Annotated in this window: 19 protein-coding genes; 15 read left to right on the top strand and 4 right to left on the bottom strand. The window is 64.4% G+C overall.

The genetic code is table 11. The features are described 5' to 3' along the window. The first annotated feature begins 58 nt into the window (after positions 1-58). From KSAC_RS08340 to atpC, 6 genes are all read left to right on the top strand, one after another. Positions 59-1,489, top strand: a complete 1,431-nt coding sequence (locus KSAC_RS08340; RefSeq protein WP_102325425.1) for an MFS transporter — start codon at positions 59-61, stop codon at positions 1,487-1,489. A 307-nt stretch (positions 1,490-1,796) separates the two neighbouring features. Continuing rightward, positions 1,797-2,393 carry a F0F1 ATP synthase subunit delta gene (locus KSAC_RS08335; protein WP_102325426.1) on the top strand — a complete coding sequence of 199 codons (597 nt, stop codon included), beginning with the start codon at positions 1,797-1,799 and terminating at the stop codon, positions 2,391-2,393. Next, on the top strand, positions 2,393-3,931 hold the full coding sequence (atpA, locus tag KSAC_RS08330; RefSeq protein ID WP_102325427.1) for a F0F1 ATP synthase subunit alpha: 1,539 nt from the start codon (positions 2,393-2,395) through the stop codon (positions 3,929-3,931). The genes KSAC_RS08335 and atpA overlap by 1 nt, the downstream gene beginning before the upstream one ends. A gap of 16 nt (positions 3,932-3,947) precedes the next feature. Beyond that, entirely contained in the window at positions 3,948-4,829 is an 882-nt protein-coding gene (locus KSAC_RS08325; RefSeq protein WP_102325428.1) for a F0F1 ATP synthase subunit gamma, read from the top strand. Between the two features lie 32 nt (positions 4,830-4,861). Further along, a complete protein-coding gene (gene atpD / locus KSAC_RS08320) occupies positions 4,862-6,337 on the top strand; it encodes a F0F1 ATP synthase subunit beta (RefSeq protein ID WP_132305072.1) in 1,476 nt (491 codons plus the stop codon). Between the two features lie 29 nt (positions 6,338-6,366). Next, positions 6,367-6,792 (top strand): ATP synthase F1 subunit epsilon, encoded by a 426-nt coding sequence (gene atpC, locus KSAC_RS08315; protein ID WP_102325430.1) that lies wholly within the window; start codon positions 6,367-6,369, stop codon positions 6,790-6,792. Positions 6,793-6,870: 78 nt separating this feature from the next. Here atpC and queF read toward each other — a convergent pair whose 3' ends face one another. Further along, positions 6,871-7,350 (bottom strand): preQ(1) synthase, encoded by a 480-nt coding sequence (gene queF / locus KSAC_RS08310; protein ID WP_118962750.1) that lies wholly within the window; start codon positions 7,348-7,350, stop codon positions 6,871-6,873. Between the two features lie 137 nt (positions 7,351-7,487). On the opposite strand from queF, the gene rnd reads away from it, so the two are divergent. Next, positions 7,488-8,675 carry a ribonuclease D gene (gene rnd / locus KSAC_RS08305; protein WP_102325432.1) on the top strand — a complete coding sequence of 396 codons (1,188 nt, stop codon included), beginning with the start codon at positions 7,488-7,490 and terminating at the stop codon, positions 8,673-8,675. 149 nt (positions 8,676-8,824) lie between these two features. Further along, on the top strand, positions 8,825-9,460 hold the full coding sequence (locus KSAC_RS08300) for a GcrA family cell cycle regulator (protein ID WP_408884757.1): 636 nt from the start codon (positions 8,825-8,827) through the stop codon (positions 9,458-9,460). A gap of 100 nt (positions 9,461-9,560) precedes the next feature. On the opposite strand, the gene KSAC_RS08295 is transcribed toward KSAC_RS08300, so the two are convergent. After that, positions 9,561-10,013 carry a bactofilin family protein gene (locus KSAC_RS08295; protein WP_102325434.1) on the bottom strand — a complete coding sequence of 151 codons (453 nt, stop codon included), beginning with the start codon at positions 10,011-10,013 and terminating at the stop codon, positions 9,561-9,563. A 426-nt stretch (positions 10,014-10,439) separates the two neighbouring features. Here KSAC_RS08295 and KSAC_RS08290 point away from each other — a divergent pair, with 426 nt between their 5' ends. From KSAC_RS08290 to KSAC_RS08280, 3 genes are all read left to right on the top strand, one after another. Further along, a complete protein-coding gene (locus tag KSAC_RS08290) occupies positions 10,440-11,450 on the top strand; it encodes an adenosine kinase (protein ID WP_132306180.1) in 1,011 nt (336 codons plus the stop codon). Between the two features lie 186 nt (positions 11,451-11,636). Beyond that, positions 11,637-13,460 (top strand): translational GTPase TypA, encoded by a 1,824-nt coding sequence (typA, locus tag KSAC_RS08285; RefSeq protein ID WP_102325435.1) that lies wholly within the window; start codon positions 11,637-11,639, stop codon positions 13,458-13,460. Positions 13,461-13,683: 223 nt separating this feature from the next. After that, positions 13,684-13,944, top strand: coding sequence for a hypothetical protein (locus KSAC_RS08280; protein WP_102325436.1), 261 nt, complete (start codon positions 13,684-13,686; stop codon positions 13,942-13,944). Between the two features lie 88 nt (positions 13,945-14,032). Here KSAC_RS08280 and KSAC_RS08275 read toward each other — a convergent pair whose 3' ends face one another. Together KSAC_RS08275 and KSAC_RS08270 are read right to left on the bottom strand one after the other, a co-directional pair. Continuing rightward, the gene (locus KSAC_RS08275; RefSeq protein ID WP_132305068.1) at positions 14,033-15,298 is read right to left on the bottom strand and encodes a D-amino acid dehydrogenase; all 1,266 of its coding nucleotides are present in this window, start codon (positions 15,296-15,298) and stop codon (positions 14,033-14,035) included. A gap of 97 nt (positions 15,299-15,395) precedes the next feature. Continuing rightward, positions 15,396-16,421 (bottom strand): NAD(P)/FAD-dependent oxidoreductase, encoded by a 1,026-nt coding sequence (locus KSAC_RS08270; protein ID WP_110547328.1) that lies wholly within the window; start codon positions 16,419-16,421, stop codon positions 15,396-15,398. A 189-nt stretch (positions 16,422-16,610) separates the two neighbouring features. Between KSAC_RS08270 and tsaE the strand changes: the two genes are divergently transcribed. The 4 genes from tsaE to addA are packed head-to-tail and all read left to right on the top strand — an operon-like array spanning position 16,611 to position 24,491. Next, positions 16,611-17,078, top strand: coding sequence for a tRNA (adenosine(37)-N6)-threonylcarbamoyltransferase complex ATPase subunit type 1 TsaE (tsaE, locus tag KSAC_RS08265; protein WP_102325672.1), 468 nt, complete (start codon positions 16,611-16,613; stop codon positions 17,076-17,078). Continuing rightward, positions 17,075-17,836 (top strand): nucleotidyltransferase family protein, encoded by a 762-nt coding sequence (locus KSAC_RS08260; protein ID WP_102325438.1) that lies wholly within the window; start codon positions 17,075-17,077, stop codon positions 17,834-17,836. Before tsaE ends, KSAC_RS08260 begins: the two co-directional genes overlap by 4 nt. Further along, positions 17,833-20,889, top strand: coding sequence for a double-strand break repair protein AddB (gene addB / locus KSAC_RS08255; RefSeq protein WP_132305066.1), 3,057 nt, complete (start codon positions 17,833-17,835; stop codon positions 20,887-20,889). The genes KSAC_RS08260 and addB overlap by 4 nt, the downstream gene beginning before the upstream one ends. Beyond that, on the top strand, positions 20,886-24,491 hold the full coding sequence (addA, locus tag KSAC_RS08250) for a double-strand break repair helicase AddA (protein WP_132305064.1): 3,606 nt from the start codon (positions 20,886-20,888) through the stop codon (positions 24,489-24,491). Before addB ends, addA begins: the two co-directional genes overlap by 4 nt. Positions 24,492-24,518: the final 27 nt, after the last annotated feature.

Here is a 24,518-nt window from a genome sequence, read left to right as displayed (position 1 = left end):
GGAATTTGGACGGTACCCGCCTTGTCGGGCAGTCCGGCACGGTCAGGGGCGATCCTTCATGGTAAAAACCACTTCTTCCGCCGTCCATCCGCGTGTGGTGCTGGGTACCTGCTGCCTCAGCCTGCTGCTGGTCATGATGGACGTAACGGTCGTCAATGTCGTCCTTCCTTCCATCCGCGCGCAGTTGCATGGTAGTTTTTCCACCCTGCAATGGGTGGTGGACGCCTATACCCTCATGGTCGCCAGCCTCATGCTGCTGGTGGGATCGCTTGCGGACCGCTTCGGGCGGCGGCGGATGTTCCTGCTGGGGATAGGTCTGTTCTGTACCGGCTCCGCGCTGTGCGGTCTGGCGCGCAGTGTGGAAATGCTGGTCATGGCGCGTGCGGTGCAGGGAATCGGCGGGTCGATGCTCAATCCCGTGGCCCTGTCGATTCTGACCAATGTCTATGTCGAGCCTCGTGCCCGGGCGCAGGCCATCGGGATATGGGGGGCGACTTCCGGCGTGGCGCTGGCGCTGGGTCCGGTTGTGGGCGGCATCCTGGTACACTGGGTCGGCTGGCAGGCGGTCTTCTGGGTCAATGTGCCGATCGGGCTGATCGCGATCGGGCTGACGCTGCGCTTCATACCCGAATCCTCCGGCAGCAGGGGGCGCAGCATCGACGCGCCGGGGCAGCTTCTGGCGATCGTGGCGCTGGCCATGGTGACGTCGGGGCTGATCGAAGCGCATAATTACGGCTGGTCATCGCCTACCATTTCCGGATTCCTCGGGTTCGGGCTGCTGTCCATCGCGGGCTTCCTGATCGTGGAGCAGCGTGCGACCTCGCCCCTGATCGACCTGCGGTTCTTCCGTGCGTGGCCGTTTTCCGGCGCGATCGTGACCGCCGTGCTGGCCTTTGCCATTTTCAGCGCCTTCCTGTTCCTCAATACGCTCTATCTTCAGGATGTGCGGGGCCTGCCCGCGCTTCAGGCCGGTCTGTGCACCCTGCCATTCGCTTTTGGCAGCATGCTGTGCGCCCCGGTTTCAGGGCGGCTGACGGGGCGCTATGGCGCGCGCCTGCCGCTGCTGCTTTCGGCTGTTGGATTCGGGTCGAGCGCGGTGCTGCTGACCGGGCTGGATGCGCTCACGCCGCTGCCTCTGCTGCTTGTATCCTATGGGCTGTGTGGATGCGGCTTTGGTCTGTGCAACGCGCCCATTACCAATTCCGCCATTGCCGGGATGCCCCGGACGCAGGCTGGAGTGGCTGCGGCCATCGCTTCCGCCAGTCGGCAGGTCGGCGCGCTGCTGGGAATTGCGCTGGGAGGCGCGCTGACGGCGACGAGCATCCATTCCGGCGCGGTGCAGTGGGCCAGCTTCCCGCAGGCGACCCATGCGGTGTGGTGGAGCATGATCGTGGCCGCGCTGGCGATTGGCCTGCTGGGGTTTGTGTCCACCGGAGTCCGTGCCCGGCGCAGCGCGCAGGCGGTTGCCGCACTGCTCGATTCAAACTGACGCATTATCACTATGCATAATTTGCATAACTTGAGCGCCATCATTCCGATGCGCTGATTTCTGTTTGTGCGCCATAAAAAACGGGGCTTTGCCTGTTTCCGAAATGCCGTGGCGCATGTATGATCCCGCCAGCCTTCAGCCGGTGGTTGTGGATGTGCATCAAAACGGGCGGTTCCGCGGCATTGGACGATGCTGTTGTATTGCCTGCTCTGTTGCGTGTGCATGCGCTGCGTGCTAGAGCCGCGCCAGCAGCGCACGGGACCGGGGTTTCCGGGCAGGCGGCTGGTGTTTGAATCAAGATTCTGGATTGGAAAAGCGGACAGTGGATTCGGGTGGAACGACCTCAATACCGATCGCCTCCATTGCCAATGGCCTTCCCGGTCGTTACGCGACGGCGCTTTATGAGCTTGCGGCTGAACGCCAGCAGCTTGACCCTGTTCTGGAGCAGGCTTCGCGTCTTGTCGCGATGATTGACGGCAGCGCCGACCTGCGCACCGTCCTGACGGACCGGACGCTGGATATCCGTATCAGCCGCCGTGCGGTTGAAGCGGTGCTGGATGCCGAAGGTTTCAGTCCCCTTATGCGTGATTTTGTTGGCGTGGTGGCGAATAACCGCCGCCTTCCGCGCCTGCGTGACATTCTTGCCGCGCTGGCGGCCATCGCTGCCGGTCGGCGCGGGGAAGTGGTGGCGGATGTCGTCTCCGCCCATCCCCTGACCGACCTGCAGCGTATCCAGCTTCGCAGCCGCCTTGCCGAGGCCGGCTATTCCAAAGTCAATATCCAGGAGCGTGTTGACGCGGCCCTGCTGGGCGGTCTGGTCGTGCGCGTAGGCGCCCGCCTGTATGATACCAGCCTCAGATCCCGCCTTACCCGCCTGCACCATGCCATGAAGGGAGCCGCGTGATGGAAATCCGCCCCTCCGAGATTTCGGATATCCTCAAGCAGCAGATCGCTACGTTCGACAAGGAAGCTGACATTGCCGAGACAGGAACCATCCTGTCGGTGGGTGACGGCATCGCCCGTGTGTACGGCCTGCAGAATGTCGAAGCCGGCGAAATGCTGGACTTCCCCGCCAGCGGTCAGAAGGGCATGGCCCTGAACCTTGAGAATGACAACGTCGGTGTTGTCATTTTCGGTGATGACAGCGCCATGCGTGAAGGCGATACCGTCGCCCGCACCGGCAAGGTGGTTGAAGTGCCCACCGGCAAGGCGCTGCTGGGTCGCGTGGTTGACGGTCTGGGCAACCCGATCGACGGCAAGGGCCCGCTGGTTGGCGATGTCATCCACAAGCGCGCTGAAATCAAGGCCCCCGGCATCATGCCGCGCCAGTCCGTCAGTGAGCCGATGCAGACCGGCATCAAGGCCATTGACGCGCTCGTGCCCATCGGGCGTGGCCAGCGTGAGCTGATCATCGGTGACCGCCAGACCGGCAAGACCGCCATCCTGATCGACACCATCGTCAACCAGAAGGGCGTCAACGCGCTGGGTGACGAAAGCAAGTCGCTGTACTGCATCTATGTCGCGATCGGGCAGAAGCGTTCGACCGTGGCGCAGCTGGTGCGCACGCTGGAAGAAACCGGCGCGATGGAATACTCCATCGTCGTGGCAGCAACCGCGTCCGACCCGGCCCCGATGCAGTATCTGGCTCCCTATGCCGCATGCTCCATGGGTGAATATTTCCGCGATAACGGCATGCATGCCCTGATCGTGTATGATGACCTGTCCAAGCAGGCCGTCGCTTACCGTCAGATGTCGCTGCTGCTGCGTCGTCCGCCGGGACGTGAAGCCTATCCGGGTGACGTGTTCTACCTGCATTCGCGCCTGCTGGAACGCGCGGCGAAGATGTCCGACAAGTTCGGCGCCGGTTCGCTGACGGCCCTGCCGGTGATCGAGACGCAGGCTGGTGACGTGTCCGCCTATATCCCGACCAACGTGATTTCCATCACCGATGGTCAGGTCTTCCTTGAAACCGACCTGTTCTACCGTGGCATCCGCCCGGCGGTGAACGTGGGCGGTTCGGTGTCGCGTGTTGGTTCCGCAGCCCAGATCAAGGCGATGAAGCAGGTTGCCGGCAAGATCAAGCTGGAACTGGCGCAGTATCGTGAAATGGCAGCCTTCTCGCAGTTCGCGTCCGATCTGGACCCGGCCACGCAGAAGCAGCTTGCCCGTGGCGCACGTCTGGTCGAACTGCTGAAGCAGCCCGAAACCTCCCCGCTTTCGGTTGAAGAACAGGTTGTGGTGCTGTTCGCTGGCACGCGTGGCTATATCGACGCCGTGGCGGTCGATCAGGTCACGACGTACGAGAAGCGCCTGCTGGATGATGTCCGCACGTCGGGCAAGGACATTCTCGAATCGATCCGGACGCAGCGCCAGCTGACGAAGGATATCGAAAGCCGTCTGAATGATTTCCTGACGACATTCGGCCGTCAGTTCGTCAACTGAGGAAGATCGGGCAACCATGGCTTCCCTGAAGGAACTGCGCGCACGGATTGGCAGCGTCAAATCGACGCGCAAGATCACCAGCGCAATGAAAATGGTCGCTGCGGCCAAGCTGCGTCGGGCGGAAACCCGCGCAGCCGCCGCACGGCCATATGCCGACGCAATGCGCCGCATGCTGGCCGAAGTCGCGCGTAGCGTGGCAGGTGAAGGCGGGCAGCCCGCGCTGCTGACCGGAACGGGTCAGGACAAGGTGCATCTGCTGGTCCCCATGTCCAGCGACCGTGGCCTTGCGGGTGCGTTCAACTCCAACATCAACCGTACGACGCGCAATCTGGTGCTCAGGCTCCAGGCTGAAGGCAAAACGGTCAAGCTGCTGCCGGTCGGGCGCAAGACACACGACTTTCTTGAGCGTGAGTTTTCCGATCTCATCATCGGGCACCGTCATCTGGCCGCGGGCAAGGAAATCCCCTTTTCCGCTGCTTCTGAACTGGGTGAACAGATTTCGTCCCTGCTGGACAAGGGCGAATTCGATGTCTGCACGCTGGTTTATAACCAGTTCCGCAATGTCATGACCCAGACGCCGACGGAAATGCAGCTTATCCCGCTGGCGCTGCCGGAAAACGACAATGCCGAACAGGCGGATGTCGCGAGCTACGAGTTCGAGCCGGATGAAGCGACGCTTCTGTCCAGCCTGCTGCCGCGTAACCTGCAGGTCCAGCTTTATGCGACCATGCTGGAAACCGCTGCGGGTGAAAATGGCGCGCGGATGACGGCCATGGATAACGCGACCCGGAATGCCGGCAAGGCCATCGACCGCCTGACCCTGACCTACAACCGTACGCGTCAGACCAATATTACCAATGAACTGATCGAGATCATCTCGGGCGCCCAGGCTGTCTGAGGACCGATCTTCACGCTCACAGGAGCTGTCCCATGTCGGAAACCACAACTCAAGAGGCTCCTGTCTCCACGCAGGCGCAGAAAAGCAATGTCGTTGGTCGCGTAACGCAGATCCGCGGCGCCGTCGTTGACGTGCAGTTCGAAGGTGTGCTGCCGCATATCCTCGAAGCGCTGCACGTCGAGCTGAACGGCCAGACCCTGGTGCTGGAAGTGGCGCAGGAAATCGGCGAGCATGAAGTCCGCTGCATCGCCATGGATACGACCGATGGTCTGTCCCGCGGCACGGAAGTCACCGCCACCGGCAACCAGATCACCGTGCCGGTCGGACCGGGAACGCTGGGCCGTATCCTGAACGTGATCGGTGAGCCGATTGACGATCGTGGTCCGGTGAATGCCGAAGGCCGTTCGCCCATCCACCGTGCTGCCCCCGCTTTTGACGAGCAGGCCGCCGCAACCGAAATCCTGCCCACGGGCATCAAGGTTGTCGATCTGCTGTGCCCGTACCTCAAGGGCGGTAAGGTCGGTCTGTTCGGTGGCGCCGGTGTTGGCAAGACCGTCATCATTCAGGAACTGATCAACAACATCGCCAAGGCGCATGGTGGCGTGTCGGTCTTCGCGGGTGTTGGTGAACGTACGCGTGAAGGTAACGACCTGTATTACGAAATGCAGGATGCGGGCGTTATCAAGATTGATGGCGACTCGACCGACGGGTCCAAGGTGGCGCTGGTCTATGGCCAGATGAACGAGCCGCCGGGTGCGCGTGCCCGTGTCGCCCTGTCCGGCGTGACCGTTGCGGAATACTTCCGTGATGTCGAAGGTCAGGACGTGCTGTTCTTCGTCGATAACATCTTCCGCTTCACGCAGGCTGGTGCCGAAGTGTCGGCGCTGCTGGGCCGTATTCCGTCCGCCGTGGGTTACCAGCCCACACTGGCGACCGAAATGGGCGCGCTGCAGGAACGCATCACCTCCACCAAGAAGGGCTCGATCACGTCCGTGCAGGCCGTGTACGTGCCGGCCGATGACCTGACCGATCCGGCGCCTGCCGCGACCTTCGCCCATCTTGACGCGACCACGGTGCTGAACCGTTCCATCGCGGAAATGGGCATCTACCCGGCCGTGGACCCGCTGGACTCCACCTCCCGCTCGCTCGATCCGAAGATCGTCGGTGACGAGCATTATCAGGTGGCCCGTGACGTGCAGCGCATCCTGCAGACCTACAAGTCCCTGCAGGACATCATCGCCATCCTCGGCATGGACGAACTGTCGGAAGACGACAAGCTGGTCGTTGCCCGCGCCCGTCGTATCCAGCGTTTCCTGTCCCAGCCGTTCCATGTGGCCGAAGTGTTCACCGGCGCGCCGGGCAAGCTGGTTTCGCTGGAAGACACGGTCCGTTCGTTCAAGGCGATCGTGGCTGGTGAATACGATCACCTGCCCGAAGGCGCCTTCTACATGGTCGGTGCGATCGAGGAAGCGGTGGCCAAGGCCGAAAAGATGAAGGAATCGGCCTGACACCACCCCTGACGCAAGGAAGATAGACCATGTCCATTAAGGTCAAGATTGTCAGTCCGGAGAAGGTGCTGTTCGCCCATGACGCCGATATGGTTGTCATGCCGGGGGCCGAAGGCGACATCGCGGCCATGCCGGAACACGCGCCACTCATGCTGACGCTGCGCGGTGGCGTGGTTGATGTTTACGAAGACGGTGCCGTGACGCACCGCTTCTTCGTGGCTGGTGGGTTTGCTGATATCGCGCCGACCCACTGCACCATCCTTGCCGACCGGGCGACCGGACTGGCGGAGCTGTCGGTTGACGACGCCGAAGCCCGTCTGGCGGCACTTGAGAAATCCTATGAGGAAGCGGACAAGATGAATGTGCCCGCGCTGGATATTCTCATGGGCAAGATGCAGTCCGCCCGCGCCGAAATCGACGCGGCGCAGTCTGCCGTTCCGGCCATGTCCATCTGATGGTTTCCCCCGCGCCTTCGGGCGCGGACAGAACCAGTAAAAAAGCGCCCTGTCCGGGGCGCTTTTTTTATGTCCGGATCAGCCGCGTCCGCGATAGCCGGGCACGTCCTGCGCAGGTATCCACACACCTTCCGGCGGGGTGCTGGTCTGCCAGAACACATCGATGGGCATGCCGCCGCGTGGGTACCAGTAGGCACCGATCCGCAGCCAGACAGGTTTCAGCAGGTCAACCAGTGTGGTTGCGATCTGCACGGAGCATTTTTCATGAAATGCGCCATGGTTGCGGAAGCTGGTCAGGAACAGCTTGAGCGACTTGCTTTCCACGATCCATTCGTCAGGGATGTAGTCGATGACGATATGGGCGAAATCCGGCTGGCCGGTCACGGGGCAGAGGGACGTGAACTCGGGTGCGGTGAACCGCACGACATAATGCCGCCCGCGTTCGGGGGCGGGAACACGTTCCAGCCGTGCTTCCTCGGGGCTTGCGGGCTGTGTCGTGTTCTGGCCGAGCTGGGTCAGGAACTGGCTGCCATCGTCGGTGGTGGGGCGGGTGTTCATGGGGCATCCGTCAGCAGAGGGAAGGAGATGTGTGGCTGATGCCGTAAGGTCCGGTCTGGCGTCAACGGAAATGCGGGTGGGCGGCATGTGATTTTCCCCGCTTTTGCAAATTGGCGGAGGCATGATAACTGCTCCTCATGGCACGTGTATCCCGACCCGAATTCCCCGCTCCCGCGCAGGTTACCACCACGGCGGAGCTTGAGGCTGTAACCGCGCGACTGCGGCTTGAGCCGTTTGTGACAATCGACACCGAGTTCGTGCGTGAGCGTACGTACTGGCCGGAACTGTGTCTGGTGCAGTTGGCGGGGAAAAACGATGTCGTGGTGATCGACACGCTGGCGCCAGGGCTGGATCTGTCGTCCCTCGGGGCGTTGCTGGATGATGCCGGCGTGGTCAAGGTCTTTCACGCGGCACGGCAGGATCTGGAAATCTTCCTGCATCTGTTCGACCGCCTGCCCACCGCCCTGTTTGATACGCAGGTGGCGGCCATGGTGGCGGGATATGGCGATCAGGTGGGGTACGATAACCTCGTTTCCTCCCTGCTGGGGGTACAGATCGATAAATCCCACCGTTTTTCCGACTGGTCGGCCCGTCCGCTTTCCCCAGCGCAGATCGGTTACGCGGCGGCGGATGTTACCTATCTGCGTCTGGTCTATGGCAGGCTGCTCGAACAGCTTGAAAAGGAAGGGCGGCTGGACTGGGTGGCAGCAGAATTGGATATCCTGAACAATCCCGCAACCTTCCGTCCTGATCCACTGACATTGTGGGAAAAGATGCGCCCACGCACGAATAACCGGCGTATGCTGGGTATCCTGCGCGCGGTTACCGCATGGCGGGAAGGCGAGGCGCAGCGTGTCAACGTGCCACGGCAGCGTCTTCTGAAAGACGAGAGCCTGATGGAAATCGCAGCCACGGCTCCCGTTACGGTGGAGGCACTGGCCCGCGTGCGGGGCGTGTCCCGTGGCTTTGCCGAAGGGCGTAGCGGGCAGTCCCTGCTGGAAACCGTGACGGGTGCCATGGCGGAACCGGAAGCGGACCTGCCGCGCATGCCAAAGGGGCGGGGAAAGGATGCGCAGCGCCCATCGCCCGCGCTGATCGCCCTGCTCAAGGTATTGCTGGCTGCCTGCTGTGAAACCCATCGCGTCGCCCCGAAACTGGTTGCCTCATCCGAGGATCTGGACCGTTTCGCGCTTGATGATGATGCGGATATTCCTGCTTTCCACGGCTGGCGCAATACCGTATTTGGCAAGCTGGCGCGTGAACTCAAGGCGGGCAGACTTATAATGGGCGTCGAGGGCGGTAAGGTAAAACTGATCCACGATTAGGCGTTTATTAACCGGGTTACGGTTTTACCGGGGTTGCGAACAGGTTATGCTCAGAACTGTCCACAAGATTCTGTGGCATGGTAGTTGAGCCGGGCACAGTATAAGCTTAGTTTCGCACCATTCCGCGTAAGGAGTGCAGAACGATGGCGATGGAATGGACCGAGGAGACGATCGCGCGCCTGCGTGATCTGTGGCAGCAGGGTTTGTCGACCGCAGAAATCGGGCGCCAGCTTTCTGTCACGAAGAACGCAGTGGTGGGCAAGGCGCACCGTTTGGGCCTCAAGCCCCGTCCGTCACCCATCCGCCGCGCACCCAAGGGCGCACCCGCCGAAGCTGTGGCCGATACGTCGGCACCCGCCGCTGTAACGGAGAGCGCGCCCGTTGCGCCGTCCGTAGCGAAAGAGGAAACGGTTTCCGCCCCGGTCGTGTCCAGGGCCCCTGCGCCCCAGCCGGAAAAAGCCCCCGCGCCATCCACTGTCGCCCCCACCGTATCAACCGCCACGCAGGCTACGTCCCCGGCATCCGCAGGGGATGCGCTGACGAGTGAGCCGGAACCCGCAGCCCGCCCGGCGCGCAGTCAGGCCCGCGCCCCGCGTTCGGCCCTGCGTCCGGTCAGCGAACCGCGCCGCCGCAGCAGCCAGTCCTGCTGCTGGCCGCTGGGCGATCCGGGCACGCCCGGCTTCCATTTCTGCGGGGCAACACCCCTGCCGGGCAAGCCATACTGCGCCGAACATGCCCAGCTTGCCTACGTCAAGCTGCGTGACCGCCGCGATAACGTAGCCTGATCCGGACTACCTTTTTACGGGTCCATTAAAAAACGCCAGGGCATTGCTGCCGCTGGCGTTTTTTTGTCCCTGCCCGGCAGGCGGGCAGGGGAGGCGTATCCTATTCGGGCTTGGGGGCCGCAGGCTCGGGAGCCGGGGTGGTGATCATCTCAAGCTGGCCGGTGATCTGGCCGCCATCTTCCACCTTCAGGCGGCGGCACTTGGCCTTGCCCAGCAGGCGACCGGTGGAGCGGATGGTCAGGCCACCACGCACCGTCAGCGTGCCGTCGATGGTGCCCGCCAGTTCAGCGTCCTCGACCTCTACTTCGCCCTTGAACACGCCGCCCTGAGCGATCTGGAGTTCGGAGGCGTTGATCATGGAGGATTCAACCGTCCCTTCCACAACCAGCCGTTCGGCGTCCTGAATGGTGCCCTGCACGCTGATGCCACGACCCACGACCAGCGTCCGGCGGTCATTTTCCTTCTTCGCGGCCTGACCTGCAGGCGCACCGGGACGTACGCCACCGGGTGCGGGCGAAGGGTTGGGCGTGGGCGGGAAGGGCGGACGGGCCATGGATGTGTTTTCCTTGCTGGCAGGGTTGGAAGTGGACGGAGCGCCACCGGCTGCTGTCGCCGGACGGCCCGGCTGCTGCACGGGGGATGGAGCTGGGGCGGGTGGCTGGGTTTCTGCTGGCTTGCGTCGTCTGAACAATAGTTACCCCGCTTTGGATTTATGCTGCGCCGGAACGCGGACGTTCCGGTTGGAGGAGGTTACGCTTTCGGGCTGGTTGCAGGCTGCAGCCCCCTTAACGGTTATACGCCCCCCGATCAGGTCGACAAGGGCGTTCGAAGGGGAGGCGCGTGAAAACATCACGCATTGCGCCGGTTAACCGCCGATGATAGCGATACGGGCCTCATGCAGGAAAAAAGAGGTTATTTCGTGGCGTTCAGGCGCTGCGGCTGCATGCGCGACGGATTAACGACGGTAGTGGAACAGAATATGGAAAATTCGGGACGGGCGGCGGAATGCCGGTTTGATCTGCTGGGTATCGGCAATGCGATTGTCGATGTGCTGGCACCGGTGGAAGCTGACTTCCCGCAGCGCAATGGCATGGTACCCGGCAGCATGGCGCTGATTGACGGCCAGCGCGCGCAGACGCTGTACAACCAGATCCGCAGGGAAAAGGAAATGGGGGGCGGCTCGGCTGCCAATACCTGTGTCGTCGCGTCCAACATGGGCGCGCGCGTGGCGTATCTGGGCAAGGTTGCCGATGATGCCCCCGGTCAGGCCTTTGGCGCGGACCTGCAGGCGGCGGGGGTGTATTTTCCTTCCGTGCCGCTGCAGGGCGATGAGGGCGACCACAATCCCACCGCGCGCTGCATCATTCTGGTCACGCCCGATGGCCAGCGTACGATGAACACCTATCTGGGGGCCTGCGTCACCTTCAGCCCCGAGGATGTGCTGGCTGATGTCGTGCAGGCTTCCAAGGTGATCTATATGGAAGGCTACCTGTTCGATCCGCCGGCAGCGCAGGAAGCCTTCCGCACCGCAGCCCGCATCGCGCATGAGGCCGGGCGCAAGGTTGCGCTGTCCCTTTCGGACCGTTTCTGCGTCGACCGCCACCGCGCGGCGTTTCATGATCTCGTGCGCGGGCATGTGGACGTCCTCTTCGCCAACGAGGATGAGATCTGCGCGCTGTACCAGACCGATGATTTTGATGAAGCCGCCCGCCGTGTCGCGGCGGAGACGCATTTCGCCGTGCTGACCCGTTCCGAACGGGGCAGCGTCATCATACAGGACCAGAAGCGCATCGTGATCGAGAGCGTGCGCACGCAGGTCATCGACACCACCGGCGCGGGCGATGCCTATGCCGCGGGCTTCCTCGCGGGCTGGACATCGGACCGGACGCTGGCCGAATGCGGGCGTCTGGGCAGTGTCGCGGCATCGGAAGTGATTTCCCATTACGGTGCGCGCCCGCTGATCAACATGCGACAGGACATGGATTTCTGATCCACGGGGCGCGTCGTGCCGGGCGTGTGATGGGGTTGTGCGCGAAGTTTCGCGTGCAATCCGCGCCCGTCCGCTTTATCTACGCATCCAGCAGCCACCCAATCCGCCGCCGCACGGGCGCCCAGCGCCGGTGCCGCCGCGTCCCTTATGGCGTCCCCGCCAAGGAAAGTCAGGTCAAGAGCAGTTATGGATATCCGCAATATCGCCATTATCGCGCACGTCGATCATGGCAAGACCACACTGGTCGATCAGCTTCTTAAACAGTCCGGCTCCTTCCGTGAGAACCAGCACGTCGCCGAGCGCGCGATGGACAGCAACGACCTGGAGCGTGAGCGTGGCATCACCATCCTGGCGAAGTGCACGTCCGTGGTGTGGAAAGATACCCGCATCAACATCATCGACACCCCGGGCCACGCCGATTTCGGTGGCGAGGTCGAGCGTATCCTGAGCATGGTCGATGGCGCCGTGGTGCTGGTCGACTCCGCCGAAGGCGCGCTGCCGCAGACGAAGTTCGTGGTGGGCAAGGCGCTGGCGCGCGGCCTGAAGCCGATTGTGGTCGTCAACAAGATCGACCGTGGCGATGCCCGTCCCGATGAAGTGCATAACGAGATTTTCGACCTGTTCGCAGCCCTTGGCGCCAATGACGAACAGCTTGATTTCCCGATGCTGTACGCTTCTGGCCGTCAGGGCTGGGCGGATACGGAAATCGACGGTCCGCGCAAGGACCTCTCGCCCATGTTCGACCTGATCCTGCGCCACGTTCCGGCCCCGAAAGTGAACAAGGACGCGCCGTTCGCGATGGTCGCCACCATCCTCGAGAACGACAACTTCCTTGGCCGCGTGCTGACCGGCCGTGTCGAACAGGGCACGGCGAAGATGAACATGCCGGTGCATGTGCTGCGTCCCGACGGATCGGTTGTGGAAACGGGCCGCCTGACCAAGCTGCTGTCCTTCCGTGGTCTTGACCGCGTGCCGGTGGAAGAAGTCGAAGCCGGTGACATCGTGGCCGTGGCCGGTCTGTCGGACGCGACGATTCCGGAAACGATCGCAGCTCCTGAAGTTAAAGAGCCGCTGCCCTCCACCCCCGTTGATCCGCCGACGCTGTCCATGACCTTCCGCCTGAACGATGGCCCGCTGGGTGGCCGTGAAGGCAAGAAGGTCACGTCGCGCCAGATCCGTGACCGTCTGTTCAAGGAAACGGAAGGCAACATCGCCATCCGCGTGTCCGAAAGCCCCGAGAGCGAGGCCTTCGAGGTCGCGGGCCGTGGCGAACTCCAGCTTGGCGTGCTGATCGAACAGATGCGCCGTGAAGGGTTCGAGCTGACCATCGGTCGTCCCCGCGTGCTGTTCCGCACCAACGAGGAAACCGGTGAGCGCGAAGAACCGTTCGAGGAAGTCCTGATCGACGTGGACGAGCCGTATTCGGGCGTCGTGGTTGAAAAGATGGCGCTGCGTAAGGGCATCATGCAGGACATGCAGCCTTCGGGCGGCGGCAAGGTGCGCCTGAGCTTCCTGATCCCGTCGCGCGGGCTGATCGGCTACCATGGCGAATTCCTGACCGATACCCGTGGTTCGGGCATCATGAACCGCCTGTTCTCGGGCTATCAGCCCTATGTCGGCCCGATTGCCGGCCGTCGTAACGGTTCGCTGATCTCGTCCGAAGATGGTGCGACCACGCAGTATTCGCTGTTCTCGCTGCAGGACCGTGGCACGCTGTTCGTCGATGCGGGCGAGAAGGTCTATGTCGGCATGATCATCGGTGAGCATTCGCGTGAGAATGATCTCGAGGTGAACCCGATCCGTGAAAAGAAGCTGACCAACATCCGTGCCGCTGGCAAGGACGAGGCCCTGCTGCTGATCCCGCCGCGCAAGATGAACCTGGAACAGGCCATCGCCTATATCGAGGACGATGAACTGGTTGAGGTCACGCCGTCCGCCGTGCGTATCCGCAAGCGCTACCTCGACCCGCACGAGCGCAAGAAGCGTGAGCGTTCGGGTTCGGTCGACTGATTCCGACTGCCGCAGGACCGGCTGCAATCTTTAGTAATGTTTCAGTTCTTGAGATTGCGGTCATCTTGCGGCAAAAACGGTTCACTCTCCATATATTTAAGAATTTTAATCCGAGACGGCTTTCCTGCGGCATGTTACAGCAGGGAAGTCAGATCGGGTGTGCCGATTCGCCACCTGATAGGCGCATTGGGATAGAAAATCCTGACTTGTGGAGTATTTTCATATGACCGTTTCCCCCCGCCGTTTCCTCGCCGCGCTGTCTGCTGTTGCCGTTATGGGTGTTGCCGCTCCCGTCATGGCCCAGACGCCTGAACCCACCACCCCGTCTGTTTCTGCTCCGCAGCACGCTCCCGACGCTTCCGAAGGTGTCGCTGGCGCCGAAGCGGGTGCGAAGAAGGAAAAGCACCACGGCAGCCATCACGGCAGCCACCATCACGGTGCCAAGAAGGACGAAACGAAGGAAGCCGCTCCGGCTGCGCAGTAATTACTGCTGCGTCAATGCTGGCTTCCCCGCGATGCCAGCGTTGCACTTTCAGAAAAAAGCCCGGCTCACGCCGGGCTTTTTTTATGCCTCAGTTCGGGATGTACCGGTCAAGGGACAGGTCAAGGCAGGGGATGTCGGTGCGCTTGCCGCTGATCCGGTCGGCCAGCAGGCGGCCTGAACCGCAGGCCATGGTCCAGCCCAGCGTGCCATGGCCCGTATTGAGCCACAGGTTGCCAAAGCGTCCCGCCGGACCGATGATCGGCGTGCCATCAGGCGTACTGGGGCGCAGGCCCGTCCAGTATGCGCCCTGCGACAGGTCCCCACCCGCCCCGAACAGTTCCGAAAAGGACAGTTCCAGCAGGCGCCGCCGGTCACGGCTCAGCCGCAGGTTGTAGCCCGTCAGTTCGGCAGTCCCCCCGATACGGATACGATCCCCCAGCCGCGTGATGGCGACCTTGTGGGTGGCGTCGCTTATGGTGGACAGGGGGGCCCGCGCCGGATCGGTTACGGGCAGGGTCAGCGAATAGCCCTTGGTGGGGTAAACCGGCAGCCTTACTCCAAGCGGACGCAGCAGCAGCGGGGAATAGCTGCCCATGGCGACCACATACGCATCGGCCACCATCCTGCCTGCCGTGGTACGGACGCCCACGATATCGGTGGCGGTCGCGTCCAATGCCTCGACCGCCGTTTCGTAATGGAAGGTGACGCCCAGTTCCGCTTCCGCCTTCTGCGCCAGACGCTGGGTGAACATGTGGCAGTCGCCTGATTCGTCGCCCGGCAGGCGCAGCCCGCCACGGAGCAGGTGCCGGTTTTCCGCCAGTCCGGGTTCGTGGCGGATGATGTCGTCGGGACTGAGGAATTCGTAGGCGATGCCAGCCTGTTCCAGCAGCCGCATGTCATGCGCGCAGTGGTCCACCTGTTTTTGCGTACGGAAAAGCTCGATCAGGCCGCGCTGTTCATCGTCATAGGTAATGCCCGTATCGCGGCGCAGGGTATCGAGACAGTCGCGGCTGTATTCCGCCACGCGCAGCATGCGGGATTTGTTGATGTCATAGTCATGGGCGTTGCAGTTGGCCATCATCTGCCCCAGCCAGCGCATCATGGCGAAATCGATGCGCGGGCGGATGGCGATCGGCGCATCCCGGCTGAACATCCACCGCATGACCTTGAACGGCAGGGCAGGTTCGGCCCATGGGGCGGAATAGCCCGGCGAAATCTGACCGGCATTGGCGAAGGAGGTTTCCATCGCCGCGGCGGGCTGGCGGTCTATGACCGTGACGTCATGGCCTTCCTTTGCCAGGTACCATGCCGTGGTGACCCCGACCACACCCGCGCCCAGAACGATAACTTTCACAGTCTCATCCTTATTTCCGTCATCAACACAACCGGGGATGCGCCAGAGCGGGGGAATGGTCAACCGTTTCTGTTATGACAGGAACGGGTGGCAGGAATCAGGCTGCGGGCACCCCCTTGGATGTCGAATATTCAAAATGCAGCGCCGTATCGGGATGCACGATGGGATGAATGGCATGGGCCGCCATCGCCCCTTCGGTAAAGCCCTGCAGGATCAGCTTCAGCTTGCCGGGATAGGTTGCGACATCGCCCACGGCAAAGATGCCGGGCTGGCTGCTTTCACAGGTGGACGGGGTTACGGGAATGGTGCCGCGTATGGTGTCCAGCCCCCATTGTGCGATCGGTCCCAGATCGGTCGCCAGCCCGAAGAAGGGCAGCAGGTGATCACATGCGACATGGCGGATGCTGTTGTCCATGGTGGCCAGATCCACGCCGCGCAACTGCCCGTCCGTTCCGTGCAGGCCATGAAGCTGGTAGCCGATGATCTTTTCGATCTGGCCACACGCCACGGCCTCATCAAGCTGGCGCAGGCTTTCGGGGGCCGCGCGGAAACGGTCGCGCCGGTGCACCAGCCGCACGCTGCGCGCGATGTCACGAAGCGACAGCGCCCAGTCCACCGCTGAATCCCCGCCACCGGCGATCAGGACATCCCTGTCCGCAAAATCGGCGCGACGGCGGACGAAATACTGCACGCCGCCCGTGCGCTCGAATGCCTCCAGCCCTTCCAGCGGGGGGCGGTTGGGGCCAAACGCGCCAGCACCCGCCGCGATGATGACGGCGTGCGCATGGATGACATCACCCTGCGTGGTGCCAAGGCGGAAGGCGCCGCGTGTCCCCTCCAGGCTTTCCACCCGGCGGCCGAGCAGGCGGGGCACGTCAAAGGGGGCGATCTGGCGGTCAAGGGCCTCGATCAGTGCGCCACCTTCGATCGCGGGATGGGCGGGAATGTCATAGATCGGCTTTTCGGGATACAGGGCGGCGCACTGGCCCCCGATTTCGTCAAGCGCGTCGATCAGCACGCATGACAGCTTGAGCATGCCACATTCAAAAGCGGCAAACAGCCCGGCAGGGCCCGCGCCGATAATGGCGACATCGACGGTAAGGGGGGAAGATGGCGTGGTCATGTCCGGCTCTGGTGTCCCGTAATCCATGGTCTGGTCAAAGGCATAGGCTGCATGCGGTTTTGCGTTGTTGTCCGCATCGGTGCAAGCCTCAAGCGTGCCCATGCCGTCGCCCCTTGTGCGCGCATGCCCGGTGGGGGCACAATCATTGCATGAAATACAACCACGTAAGGGCCGGGAATCATGACGGGCATGCGTGACATTCCCCTGCCTGACGAACAGGCCACGGCAGCCCTTGGCCGCATGCTGGCGGCCCATCTGCACGCGGGCGACGCCGTGCTGCTGGAGGGGGATCTGGGCGCGGGCAAGACCACGCTTGCCCGCGCGCTGCTGCGCGCGCTGTGCGGGGATGCGACAATGGAGGTGCCCAGCCCGTCCTATACGCTGGTACAGGTCTATGAGGCTGCCGGGACCGAAATCTCGCATTTTGACCTGTGGCGTCTTGATGGTCCCGATGCGTTGCATGAACTGGGATGGGACGATGCGTGTGAAGGCGTCGTCCTTGTCGAATGGCCGGACCGTCTGGGCGCGCTGAAGCCCGATGGCGCGCTGCACATCCATCTGCTGCATGATGGTGCGGGCGGGCGCATCGCGCGGCTGGGCGGATGGGACGGGCGGCTTGCATCGCTGGAAGCCCCACGGACAGGAGAGGCATCATGAGCGTGAACATTCCGGCCACCGCCATGGTCTTTGCCGCCGGTATGGGCCGGCGGATGCGACCGCTGAGCGAATCGGTCCCCAAGCCGCTGTTGCGGGTGGGCGGACAGCCGATTCTCGATCATACGCTTGACCGGCTGGAAAACGCAGGTGTGAAACAGGTGGTGGTCAACGCCCACTGGCAGCCCGATGCGATCCACAGGGCGCTGGCGGATCGCGCGGCCAGTGGCCGTGGCCCGCTGACGGTCGAACAGCCTGAACCCACCTTGCTGGAAACCGGGGGAAGTGCTGCCGCCGCCCTGCGTGCGGGGCGGCTGGGGCCGGATGCATTCTACCTGATCAATGGCGATGTCATGTGGCTTAACGGCCCGGTTCCCGCCCTGCGGCGGCTGGCAGCGGCGTTCGATCCCGACACGATGGACGCCATGCTGCTGCTGGGCGCGATGACGCGCGCGGTGGGGGAAGTAGGGCATGGAGATTTCGCGGTTGATGCGCATGGCAGGCCGCGCCGCCCCCGCGCGGGCGAGATTACGCCTTACGTCTTTACCGGCGTGCAGATTGTCTCCCCCCGCCTGTTTGCGCAGGCGCCCGAAGGCGGATTCAGCATGAACCATCTGTGGGATCGTGCCATTGACGCGGGCAGGCTGGGCGTGATCGTGCATGATTCGCTGTGGTTTCACCTGTCCCGCCCCGATGATATCGCCGCTGCGGAACGCGCGCTGCATTCCGTCTTCAACCCGGATGTGGATAACGACATATGACCGCACGCGCCGCAGCCCCCGTGCGGGGCCGGGTGGCGGTCGTGCCGCCGCATGTGCCGTTTGTCGATCAGATTGCCGCGCGCTGGCTGGAGCAGGCCGGTCATGATCCGCAGGCATGCGGCAATGGCTTGATCCTGCTGCCCAGCCGCCGCGCGGGCCGTGCCCTGACCGAAGCCTTCGTGCGGCAGGTCGATGGCCGTCCCATCCTGCTGCCGCGCATCGCGCCGATCGGCGCGCTGGACGAGGCGTCGCTTGTCCTGTCCGGCCAGAACGCGCTGGACCTGCCGCCCGCCGTTGACCCCATGCGTCGCCTGGCCACGCTGACCCTGCTGGTGATGCAGGCGGGCAAGGCGTTTGGTGATGTGCAGGGCGTGGATCAGGCATGGCCACTGGCCCGTGCGCTGGCCGAACTGATGGGCGAGGCGGAATGGGCCGAATGTGATCTGTGCGAACGCCTGCCCCACGCGGCGGAGGGGGATTTCGCGCAGCACTGGCACCAGACGCTGCAGTTCCTGTCCATTGTCACCAGTGTCTGGCCCGCATGGCTGGCGGAACAGGGGGTCATGAACCCCGTCGCCCGCCAGACCGCCCTGCTGCACGCGCAGGCCGCGCGGTGGCGTGATTCCCCGCCGCCGGTGGGTTATCCCGTCTGGGCTGCCGGCTTTTCCGATGCCGTGCCGTCCACCATCGTCATGTTGCGTGCGGTGCTGGACCAGCCTGACGGCATGCTGATCCTGCCGGGTGTGGACATGGAATGTGACGACGCCATCTGGCGGCACCTTCCGCCCGACCACCCGCAGGCGGGCACTGCCCATATGCTGGCGCAACTGGGGGTGGAGCGTGCCGGCATGGAAATATGGTCCAGCCTGCCGCATGACTGCGTGGCCAGCAGTCCGGTTTCCCGCGCCAGCCTGCTGTCGCGCGCCCTGCTGCCCGCCCATGCGCTGGAACGCTGGCGCGAACGCGACGTGCCGGTGGAAGCGGACGGCCTGTCCATCCTGCGCAGCGCCGACCAGCAGGAGGAAGCCGCCGCCATCGCCATGGTCCTGCGTCAGGTGCTTGAACGGCCCGGCAGACGCGCAGCCCTGGTCACGCCCGATCGCGCACTGGCCGGACGTGTGGCGACGGAACTGGTCCGCTGGGGCGTGGTGGCGGATGACAGCGCGGGTGAAAGCATGCTCACCGTGCCCCAGACCGCCTTCCTGCGGCTGATCGTGCAGGCGGTGGATGGTGGCCTGTCGCCCGTGGCGCTGCTGTCGGCCATCAAGCATCCGCTGGCAGCCTGCGGGCTTTCGCCGGGAACATGCCGCGCCAGCGCCCGCCAGCTTGAACGCCTCGTGCTGCGTGGCCCGGCCCCGCCGCCGGGGATTGCCGGACTGCGCAGCGCGCTCCAGCGCGCGACGGAAGACCCGCATGGCGCACTGGCCGACGCGCCGGATGCGCCGGAAGAAATCAGCGCCTTCATCAACCGGCTGGAAACGGTGTTCGGCCCGCTTCTGGCCCTGCCGCGTGATACCATGGTGCCGGTATCCGTGCTGCTTGCGGCACTGGTCGAAACCGCGCAGGCCCTTGCCGCGACCGATACGGTGGATGGCGCCGAACGGCTGTGGGCGGGGGAGGAAGGCAACGCGCTGGGCCAGCATATGAGTGCGCTGCTGGCATGGTGCGACGTGCTGCCCGATTCCCGGCTTGGCGCGCTGGACGGGCTGCTGGCGTCATCGCTGGCGGGCATGACGGTGCACGGGCGTCGGGCGGTGCGTGGGCGCGACGGGATGACGGCGCATCCGCGCGTGTTCATATGGGGCCTGCTGGAAGCGCGGTTGCAGACGGCGGACACCATCGTCCTCGGCGGTCTGGTGGAAACCGTCTGGCCACCCGCGACCGATCCCGGACCGTGGATGAGCCGCCCGATGCGCACCCGCGTCGGCCTGCCCAGCCCGGAATGGGGGATTGGTCAGGCGGCGCGGGATTTCGTGTCCTGCGCGTGTGCAGCGGGGCAGGTCGTGCTGTCGGTCGCGGCCCGGCGGCAGGGCGCGCCAACCGTGCCCGCGCGGTGGCTGGTGCGGCTTGACGCCTATCTGGCGGGGCATGGGCGCAGCCTGCCCGTACATCCGGCGCTGCGCTGGCTGGACAGTCTGGACCGGCCGGAAGGGGGTGTAGCGACCCCGGTTTCCCCGCCACGGCCCTGCCCACCCGTTGGCCTGCGCCCCCGCAGTCTGTCGGTGACGGAAATCGAGACATGGATGCGCGATCCCTACGCCATCTACGCGCGTCGCATCCTGCGCCTGCGCAGGCTTGCGGATCTGGAAGAACTGGCTGATGCCGCCGATTATGGCCAGATCGTGCATGCGGCGCTGGAACGCTGGTTCCGCGCCCATCCATCCGACTGGCCCTCAGGCGGGGCGGAACGGATGCAGGCGGTGTTTGCCGAGGTGCTGCGCGAGGCCGGGCTGCGTCCCGCCCTTGCCGCGTGGTGGGCGCCCCGGCTGGACCGTATCGCCGCATGGTGCGCCCGGACGGAGGAAGCGCGCCGCGCCACCGGCACGCCCCGCACGGTCCTGACGGAACTGAGCGGCCGGATGCGACTGGAAGACCTGCCTGGTGGTCCGTTTATCCTGCGTGGCCGCGCGGACCGGATCGACCTGCATGATGGGGATGGCGGGCTTAGCCTGTTCGATTACAAGACCGGCACCCTGCCCCTGCGGCGTAGCGTGGTGGAAGGCTGGCAGTCCCAGCTTGTTCTGGAAGCGGCGATGATCGAATGCGGCGGATTCCCGCCCCCGGTTGCGGGTAGCGTATCGGAACTGGTGTACTGGCGGCTGACGGGGGGCCACGTCCCGGCGCAGGTGCTTGATGTCGCGCGGGGGGAGGAACTGGCAGAACTGATCGCCAGTTGCCGCGCGGGGCTGCGTGCGCTGGTCAGTGCCTATGACAATCCCGACCAGCCTTACCTGTCCCATCCCTTTCCGGGGGAAGAACCGCGCTTCGCCGATTATGCGCATCTGGCGCGGGTTGCGGAATGGAGCGCCGCGCGTGAGGAGAATGGCGGATGAACAGACCCATTCTGCCCCATGACAGCACGACGGATGCCATCGGCATCGCCAACCGCAGCCAGACACTGGCATCGGACCCGCAGGCTTCGGTATTCGTCTCGGCCTCGGCAGGAAGTGGCAAGACCAAGCTGCTGATCGACCGCCTGCTGCGCCTTATGCTGCCGCGCATCGTGCCGGATCGTGACGGCACGCCGACCCGCGTGCCCGGTAGCGATCCCGCCCGCATCCTGTGCCTGACCTTTACCAAGGCGGCGGCGGCGGAAATGTCCATCCGCCTGCAGAACCGGCTGGGACAGTGGGTCATGCTGCCCGATGAGGCGCTGGATACCGAACTGGCCCGCCTGTCGGTGCCGACGGGCGAGGAAAGCCGCCGTGTCGCGCGCGAACTGTTCGCCCGGGTGCTGGACCTGCCCGGCGGGATGCGCATTGGCACCATCCATGCGTTCTGCCAGTCGCTGCTGAGGCGCTTTCCCGTCGAGGCCGCCATCAGCCCGCATTTCACCCTGATCGAGGAAACCGATGCCCGCCTGGCCCAGCGCGCGGCGGTGGAGGATATCGTGGGGCGCGGCGGCGCGGCGGTCAGCCTGCTGGCGGGGCAGATCGGGGTGGGGGAATTCACCACGCTGATCGCAAGCCTTCAGGCCCAGTCCCGCCGTATCCTGCCACTGGCGCGCCAGTGGGTGGATGACCGCGGCAGCGTGGAAGCGGCGTTGATGCGGATGATGGGCCTGAGCGGACGCAGTGCGGATGAAGTGCTGCACGCCGCCTGCGCCACCATTCCCGATGAGGAAGCCCTGCGCGATGGCCTGCGTTTTGTCGCCAGCGCGGGATCGCCCAGGGTCCGGGTGCAGGCTGAAGCCATGCTGGCATGGCTGGGTGGTGATACGGCGGCGCGGGCGGCGGAGTGGACCGTATGGCGGCAGGCGCTTCTGACGCGCGAAGGTGCGCCGCGCAAGCGTGGTGGCCTGAATCCCAAAATCGACGCGGCGTGTGAAGGGCTGGCTGACATCCTGCTGGCGGAAGCGGACCGGGTGATCGGGGTTGATGCACAGCTTCGCGCCCTGACGGTCTTTGAACTGACCTGCGCGCTATTGTCTGTCGCCCAGCCCGTGCTGGAACGCTACGCCACGCGCAAGAGCGCACAGGGCATGGTCGATTATGATGACCTGATCGACCGCACGCTGGACCTGCTGCGCGATCCGGGTGCCGCGTGGGTGCTGTACAAGCTTGATGGCGGCATTGACCACCTGCTGCTTGATGAGGTGCAGGACACATCCCCCGACCAGTGGGCCATAGCCGGTGGCCTGACATCCGAATTCTTCGCAGGCGAAGGCACGCGGGATGAAAACGGGTGCCCCCGCACCATTTTCGCGGTGGGTGATTACAAGCAGTCGATCTATTCCTTTCAGGGTGCTGATCCCGAAGCCTTCCGCGCATGGCGGCAGCGTTTCCGCGACCGCGCGCAGGCAGCGGAAGCCACATGGCGCGAACCGGCGCTGACGGTCTCCTTCCGCTCCACAGCCCCCGTTCTGCAACTGGTGGACAGTGTATTCGCCAATCCCGCCGCCGCGCGTGGCGTGGTGGAACCGGATGGCTCCGTCCCCGCCCATGTCACCGCACGTCCGGGGCAGGGGGGGCGGGTGGAAATCTGGCCACCCGTGCCCGTCGTGGTGGATGAGACGGATGTAAGCCCGTGGATGGCCCCGCGCGACAATGCCGGACAGTCCACCGCGCAGCAGCGGCTGGCGGATACGCTGGCGGCATGGATCGCAGCAGAACTGCGGCGCGTCCCTCCGCCGGGTGAAACCCCGCTGGCACCAGGGGATGTGCTGATCCTCGTGCCGCGCCGTTCCGCGTTCGCGCGTGCGCTGATCCGTGCGCTCAAGAGCAATGACGTGCCCGTGGCGACACTGGTGCGCACCGTGCTGACGGACCAGCTTGCGGTGCAGGATCTGATGGCGTTGTGCGCGGCCCTTCTGCTGCCACAGGATGATCTGACCCTTGCCTGCGTCCTGACCTCGCCGCTGGGTGGTCTGGATGACAGGTCGCTCATGGATCTGGCAACCGGGCGTGATGGACAGCCGCTATGGGCCGTGCTGCGCGCCCGCCACGCTGAGCGGCCCGACTGGTCGGCTGCATGGCATTGCCTCAATACCCTGTTCCGGCAGGTTGATTACGCAACGCCGTATCAGTTGCTGGCCGAAGCGCTTGGCCCGCTGGGCGGTCGCGCGCGTCTGCTGGCCCGTCTTGGCCCGGAAGCGGTGGAGCCGGTTGACGAACTGCTGTCGGCGGCGCTCCGTTTCGAGGAAACGCACGCCATTTCCCTGCAGGGGTTCCTGCACTGGCTCAATGCGTCGGATGAAACCGTGCGCCATGAACCCGATGCCTCGGCCAACATGGTCCGTGTCATGACCGCGCACGGGGCGAAGGGATTGCAGGCGCGTCTTGTGATCCTGCCCGATACGGTCGCGACCCCGCGTTCCGATACCGCCATCCTGTGGGAACGCGACCGGGCGACCAAACTGGACATACCGATATGGGTGCCCCGGCGGGAACTGGTTACGGACACGACCGCCAGTCTGCAGGAAAAGATCAGGCTGGCCGCGGCGGAGGAATATAACCGCCTGCTATATGTCGCGCTGACCCGCGCCAGCGACCGGCTGGTGGTGTGTGGGTGGGAACCGCGCCGGGGCATACCCGATGGCTGTTGGTACGACCTGTGCCGTCAGGGTTTTACAGGTGCGGCAGCCACGGTCCAGCCCTTCGATCTGGGTTGGGAGGGTGACAGTCTGGTGCTGGAGGAGGCACGGGCCATTTCACCCGCTCCCACGCCGCAGCCAGGGCACGGCACGGACAGCAGGGTAATGGCCCCTGACGTGACCCTGCCGGACTGGATGGGTCATGCCCCGCGCTGGCAGCCCGTCATGCCGGTGGTGGAGGGACCGCTTGCCCGTCCGCTGGCCCCCAGCCGCCCCGATGATATCGGCCTTGGCCCGCAGCCTGCCGTGCGTTCGCCGCTGCTGTCGGCGGACATGGTCCGCGACCGCGCCGATACGGCCACCCGGCGGGCCCGTGCCCTGCAACGGGGGCAACTGGTGCATGCGTTGCTGCAGTACCTGCCTGATTGTCCCCCGGACCAGCGGGCGGAGCTGGCGCATGCATGGCTTTCCCGTCCGGCGGCGGGTCTGGAGCCTGCGCTGTGCGATGAACTGGTGACACAGGTGCTGGCGGTCATGGACCGTCCCGATCTGGCCGCCCTGTTCGCGCCCGGCAGTCGTGCCGAGCAGCCGCTGGCCGGTATCGTGGGGCAGCAGGTCATTGTGGGGCAGGTGGACCGTATGGCGGTCAGCGGGGGCAGGGTTACGGTCTGTGATTTCAAGACCAACCGCCACCCACCGGCGGAAGTCGGGCAGACCCCGGTGCTCTACCTGCGGCAGATGGCGGCCTATCGTGCGCTGCTGCGGGGTGTCTATCCAGGTCAGGAGGTCGTGTGCGCGTTGGTCTGGACGGAAGGGGTGCGCGTTGACATCCTGCCGTCCGCCCTGCTGGACCAGAACGCGCCGGATGGGCCGTCGCGCACAAAGGGTGGAGCGCAGTCTTGACCGCGTGCGCGGGTGTGGCCATGTCAG

Origin of the sequence: Komagataeibacter saccharivorans, from assembly GCF_004348195.1 — a bacterium.
Lineage (GTDB): Bacteria > Pseudomonadota > Alphaproteobacteria > Acetobacterales > Acetobacteraceae > Komagataeibacter > Komagataeibacter saccharivorans.
Note: the sequence above shows the minus strand (reverse complement) of the source record. Positions and strands in the feature narration are given on the sequence as shown.

What these genes read in the sequence shown, in the direction of transcription:
- KSAC_RS08340 (WP_102325425.1), top strand. Translation starts at nt 59, where the DNA reads ATGGTAAAAACCACTTCTTCCGCCGTCCATCCGCGTGTGGTGCTGGGT.
- atpA (WP_102325427.1), top strand. Translation starts at nt 2,393, where the DNA reads ATGGAAATCCGCCCCTCCGAGATTTCGGATATCCTCAAGCAGCAGATC.
- KSAC_RS08325 (WP_102325428.1), top strand. Translation starts at nt 3,948, where the DNA reads ATGGCTTCCCTGAAGGAACTGCGCGCACGGATTGGCAGCGTCAAATCG.
- atpD (WP_132305072.1), top strand. Translation starts at nt 4,862, where the DNA reads ATGTCGGAAACCACAACTCAAGAGGCTCCTGTCTCCACGCAGGCGCAG.
- atpC (WP_102325430.1), top strand. Translation starts at nt 6,367, where the DNA reads ATGTCCATTAAGGTCAAGATTGTCAGTCCGGAGAAGGTGCTGTTCGCC.
- queF (WP_118962750.1), bottom strand. Translation starts at nt 7,350, where the DNA reads ATGAACACCCGCCCCACCACCGACGATGGCAGCCAGTTCCTGACCCAG.
- rnd (WP_102325432.1), top strand. Translation starts at nt 7,488, where the DNA reads ATGGCACGTGTATCCCGACCCGAATTCCCCGCTCCCGCGCAGGTTACC.
- KSAC_RS08300 (WP_408884757.1), top strand. Translation starts at nt 8,825, where the DNA reads ATGGAATGGACCGAGGAGACGATCGCGCGCCTGCGTGATCTGTGGCAG.
- KSAC_RS08295 (WP_102325434.1), bottom strand. Translation starts at nt 10,013, where the DNA reads ATGGCCCGTCCGCCCTTCCCGCCCACGCCCAACCCTTCGCCCGCACCC.
- KSAC_RS08290 (WP_132306180.1), top strand. Translation starts at nt 10,440, where the DNA reads ATGGAAAATTCGGGACGGGCGGCGGAATGCCGGTTTGATCTGCTGGGT.
- typA (WP_102325435.1), top strand. Translation starts at nt 11,637, where the DNA reads ATGGATATCCGCAATATCGCCATTATCGCGCACGTCGATCATGGCAAG.
- KSAC_RS08280 (WP_102325436.1), top strand. Translation starts at nt 13,684, where the DNA reads ATGACCGTTTCCCCCCGCCGTTTCCTCGCCGCGCTGTCTGCTGTTGCC.
- KSAC_RS08270 (WP_110547328.1), bottom strand. Translation starts at nt 16,421, where the DNA reads ATGACCACGCCATCTTCCCCCCTTACCGTCGATGTCGCCATTATCGGC.
- tsaE (WP_102325672.1), top strand. Translation starts at nt 16,611, where the DNA reads ATGCGTGACATTCCCCTGCCTGACGAACAGGCCACGGCAGCCCTTGGC.
- KSAC_RS08260 (WP_102325438.1), top strand. Translation starts at nt 17,075, where the DNA reads ATGAGCGTGAACATTCCGGCCACCGCCATGGTCTTTGCCGCCGGTATG.
- addB (WP_132305066.1), top strand. Translation starts at nt 17,833, where the DNA reads ATGACCGCACGCGCCGCAGCCCCCGTGCGGGGCCGGGTGGCGGTCGTG.
- addA (WP_132305064.1), top strand. Translation starts at nt 20,886, where the DNA reads ATGAACAGACCCATTCTGCCCCATGACAGCACGACGGATGCCATCGGC.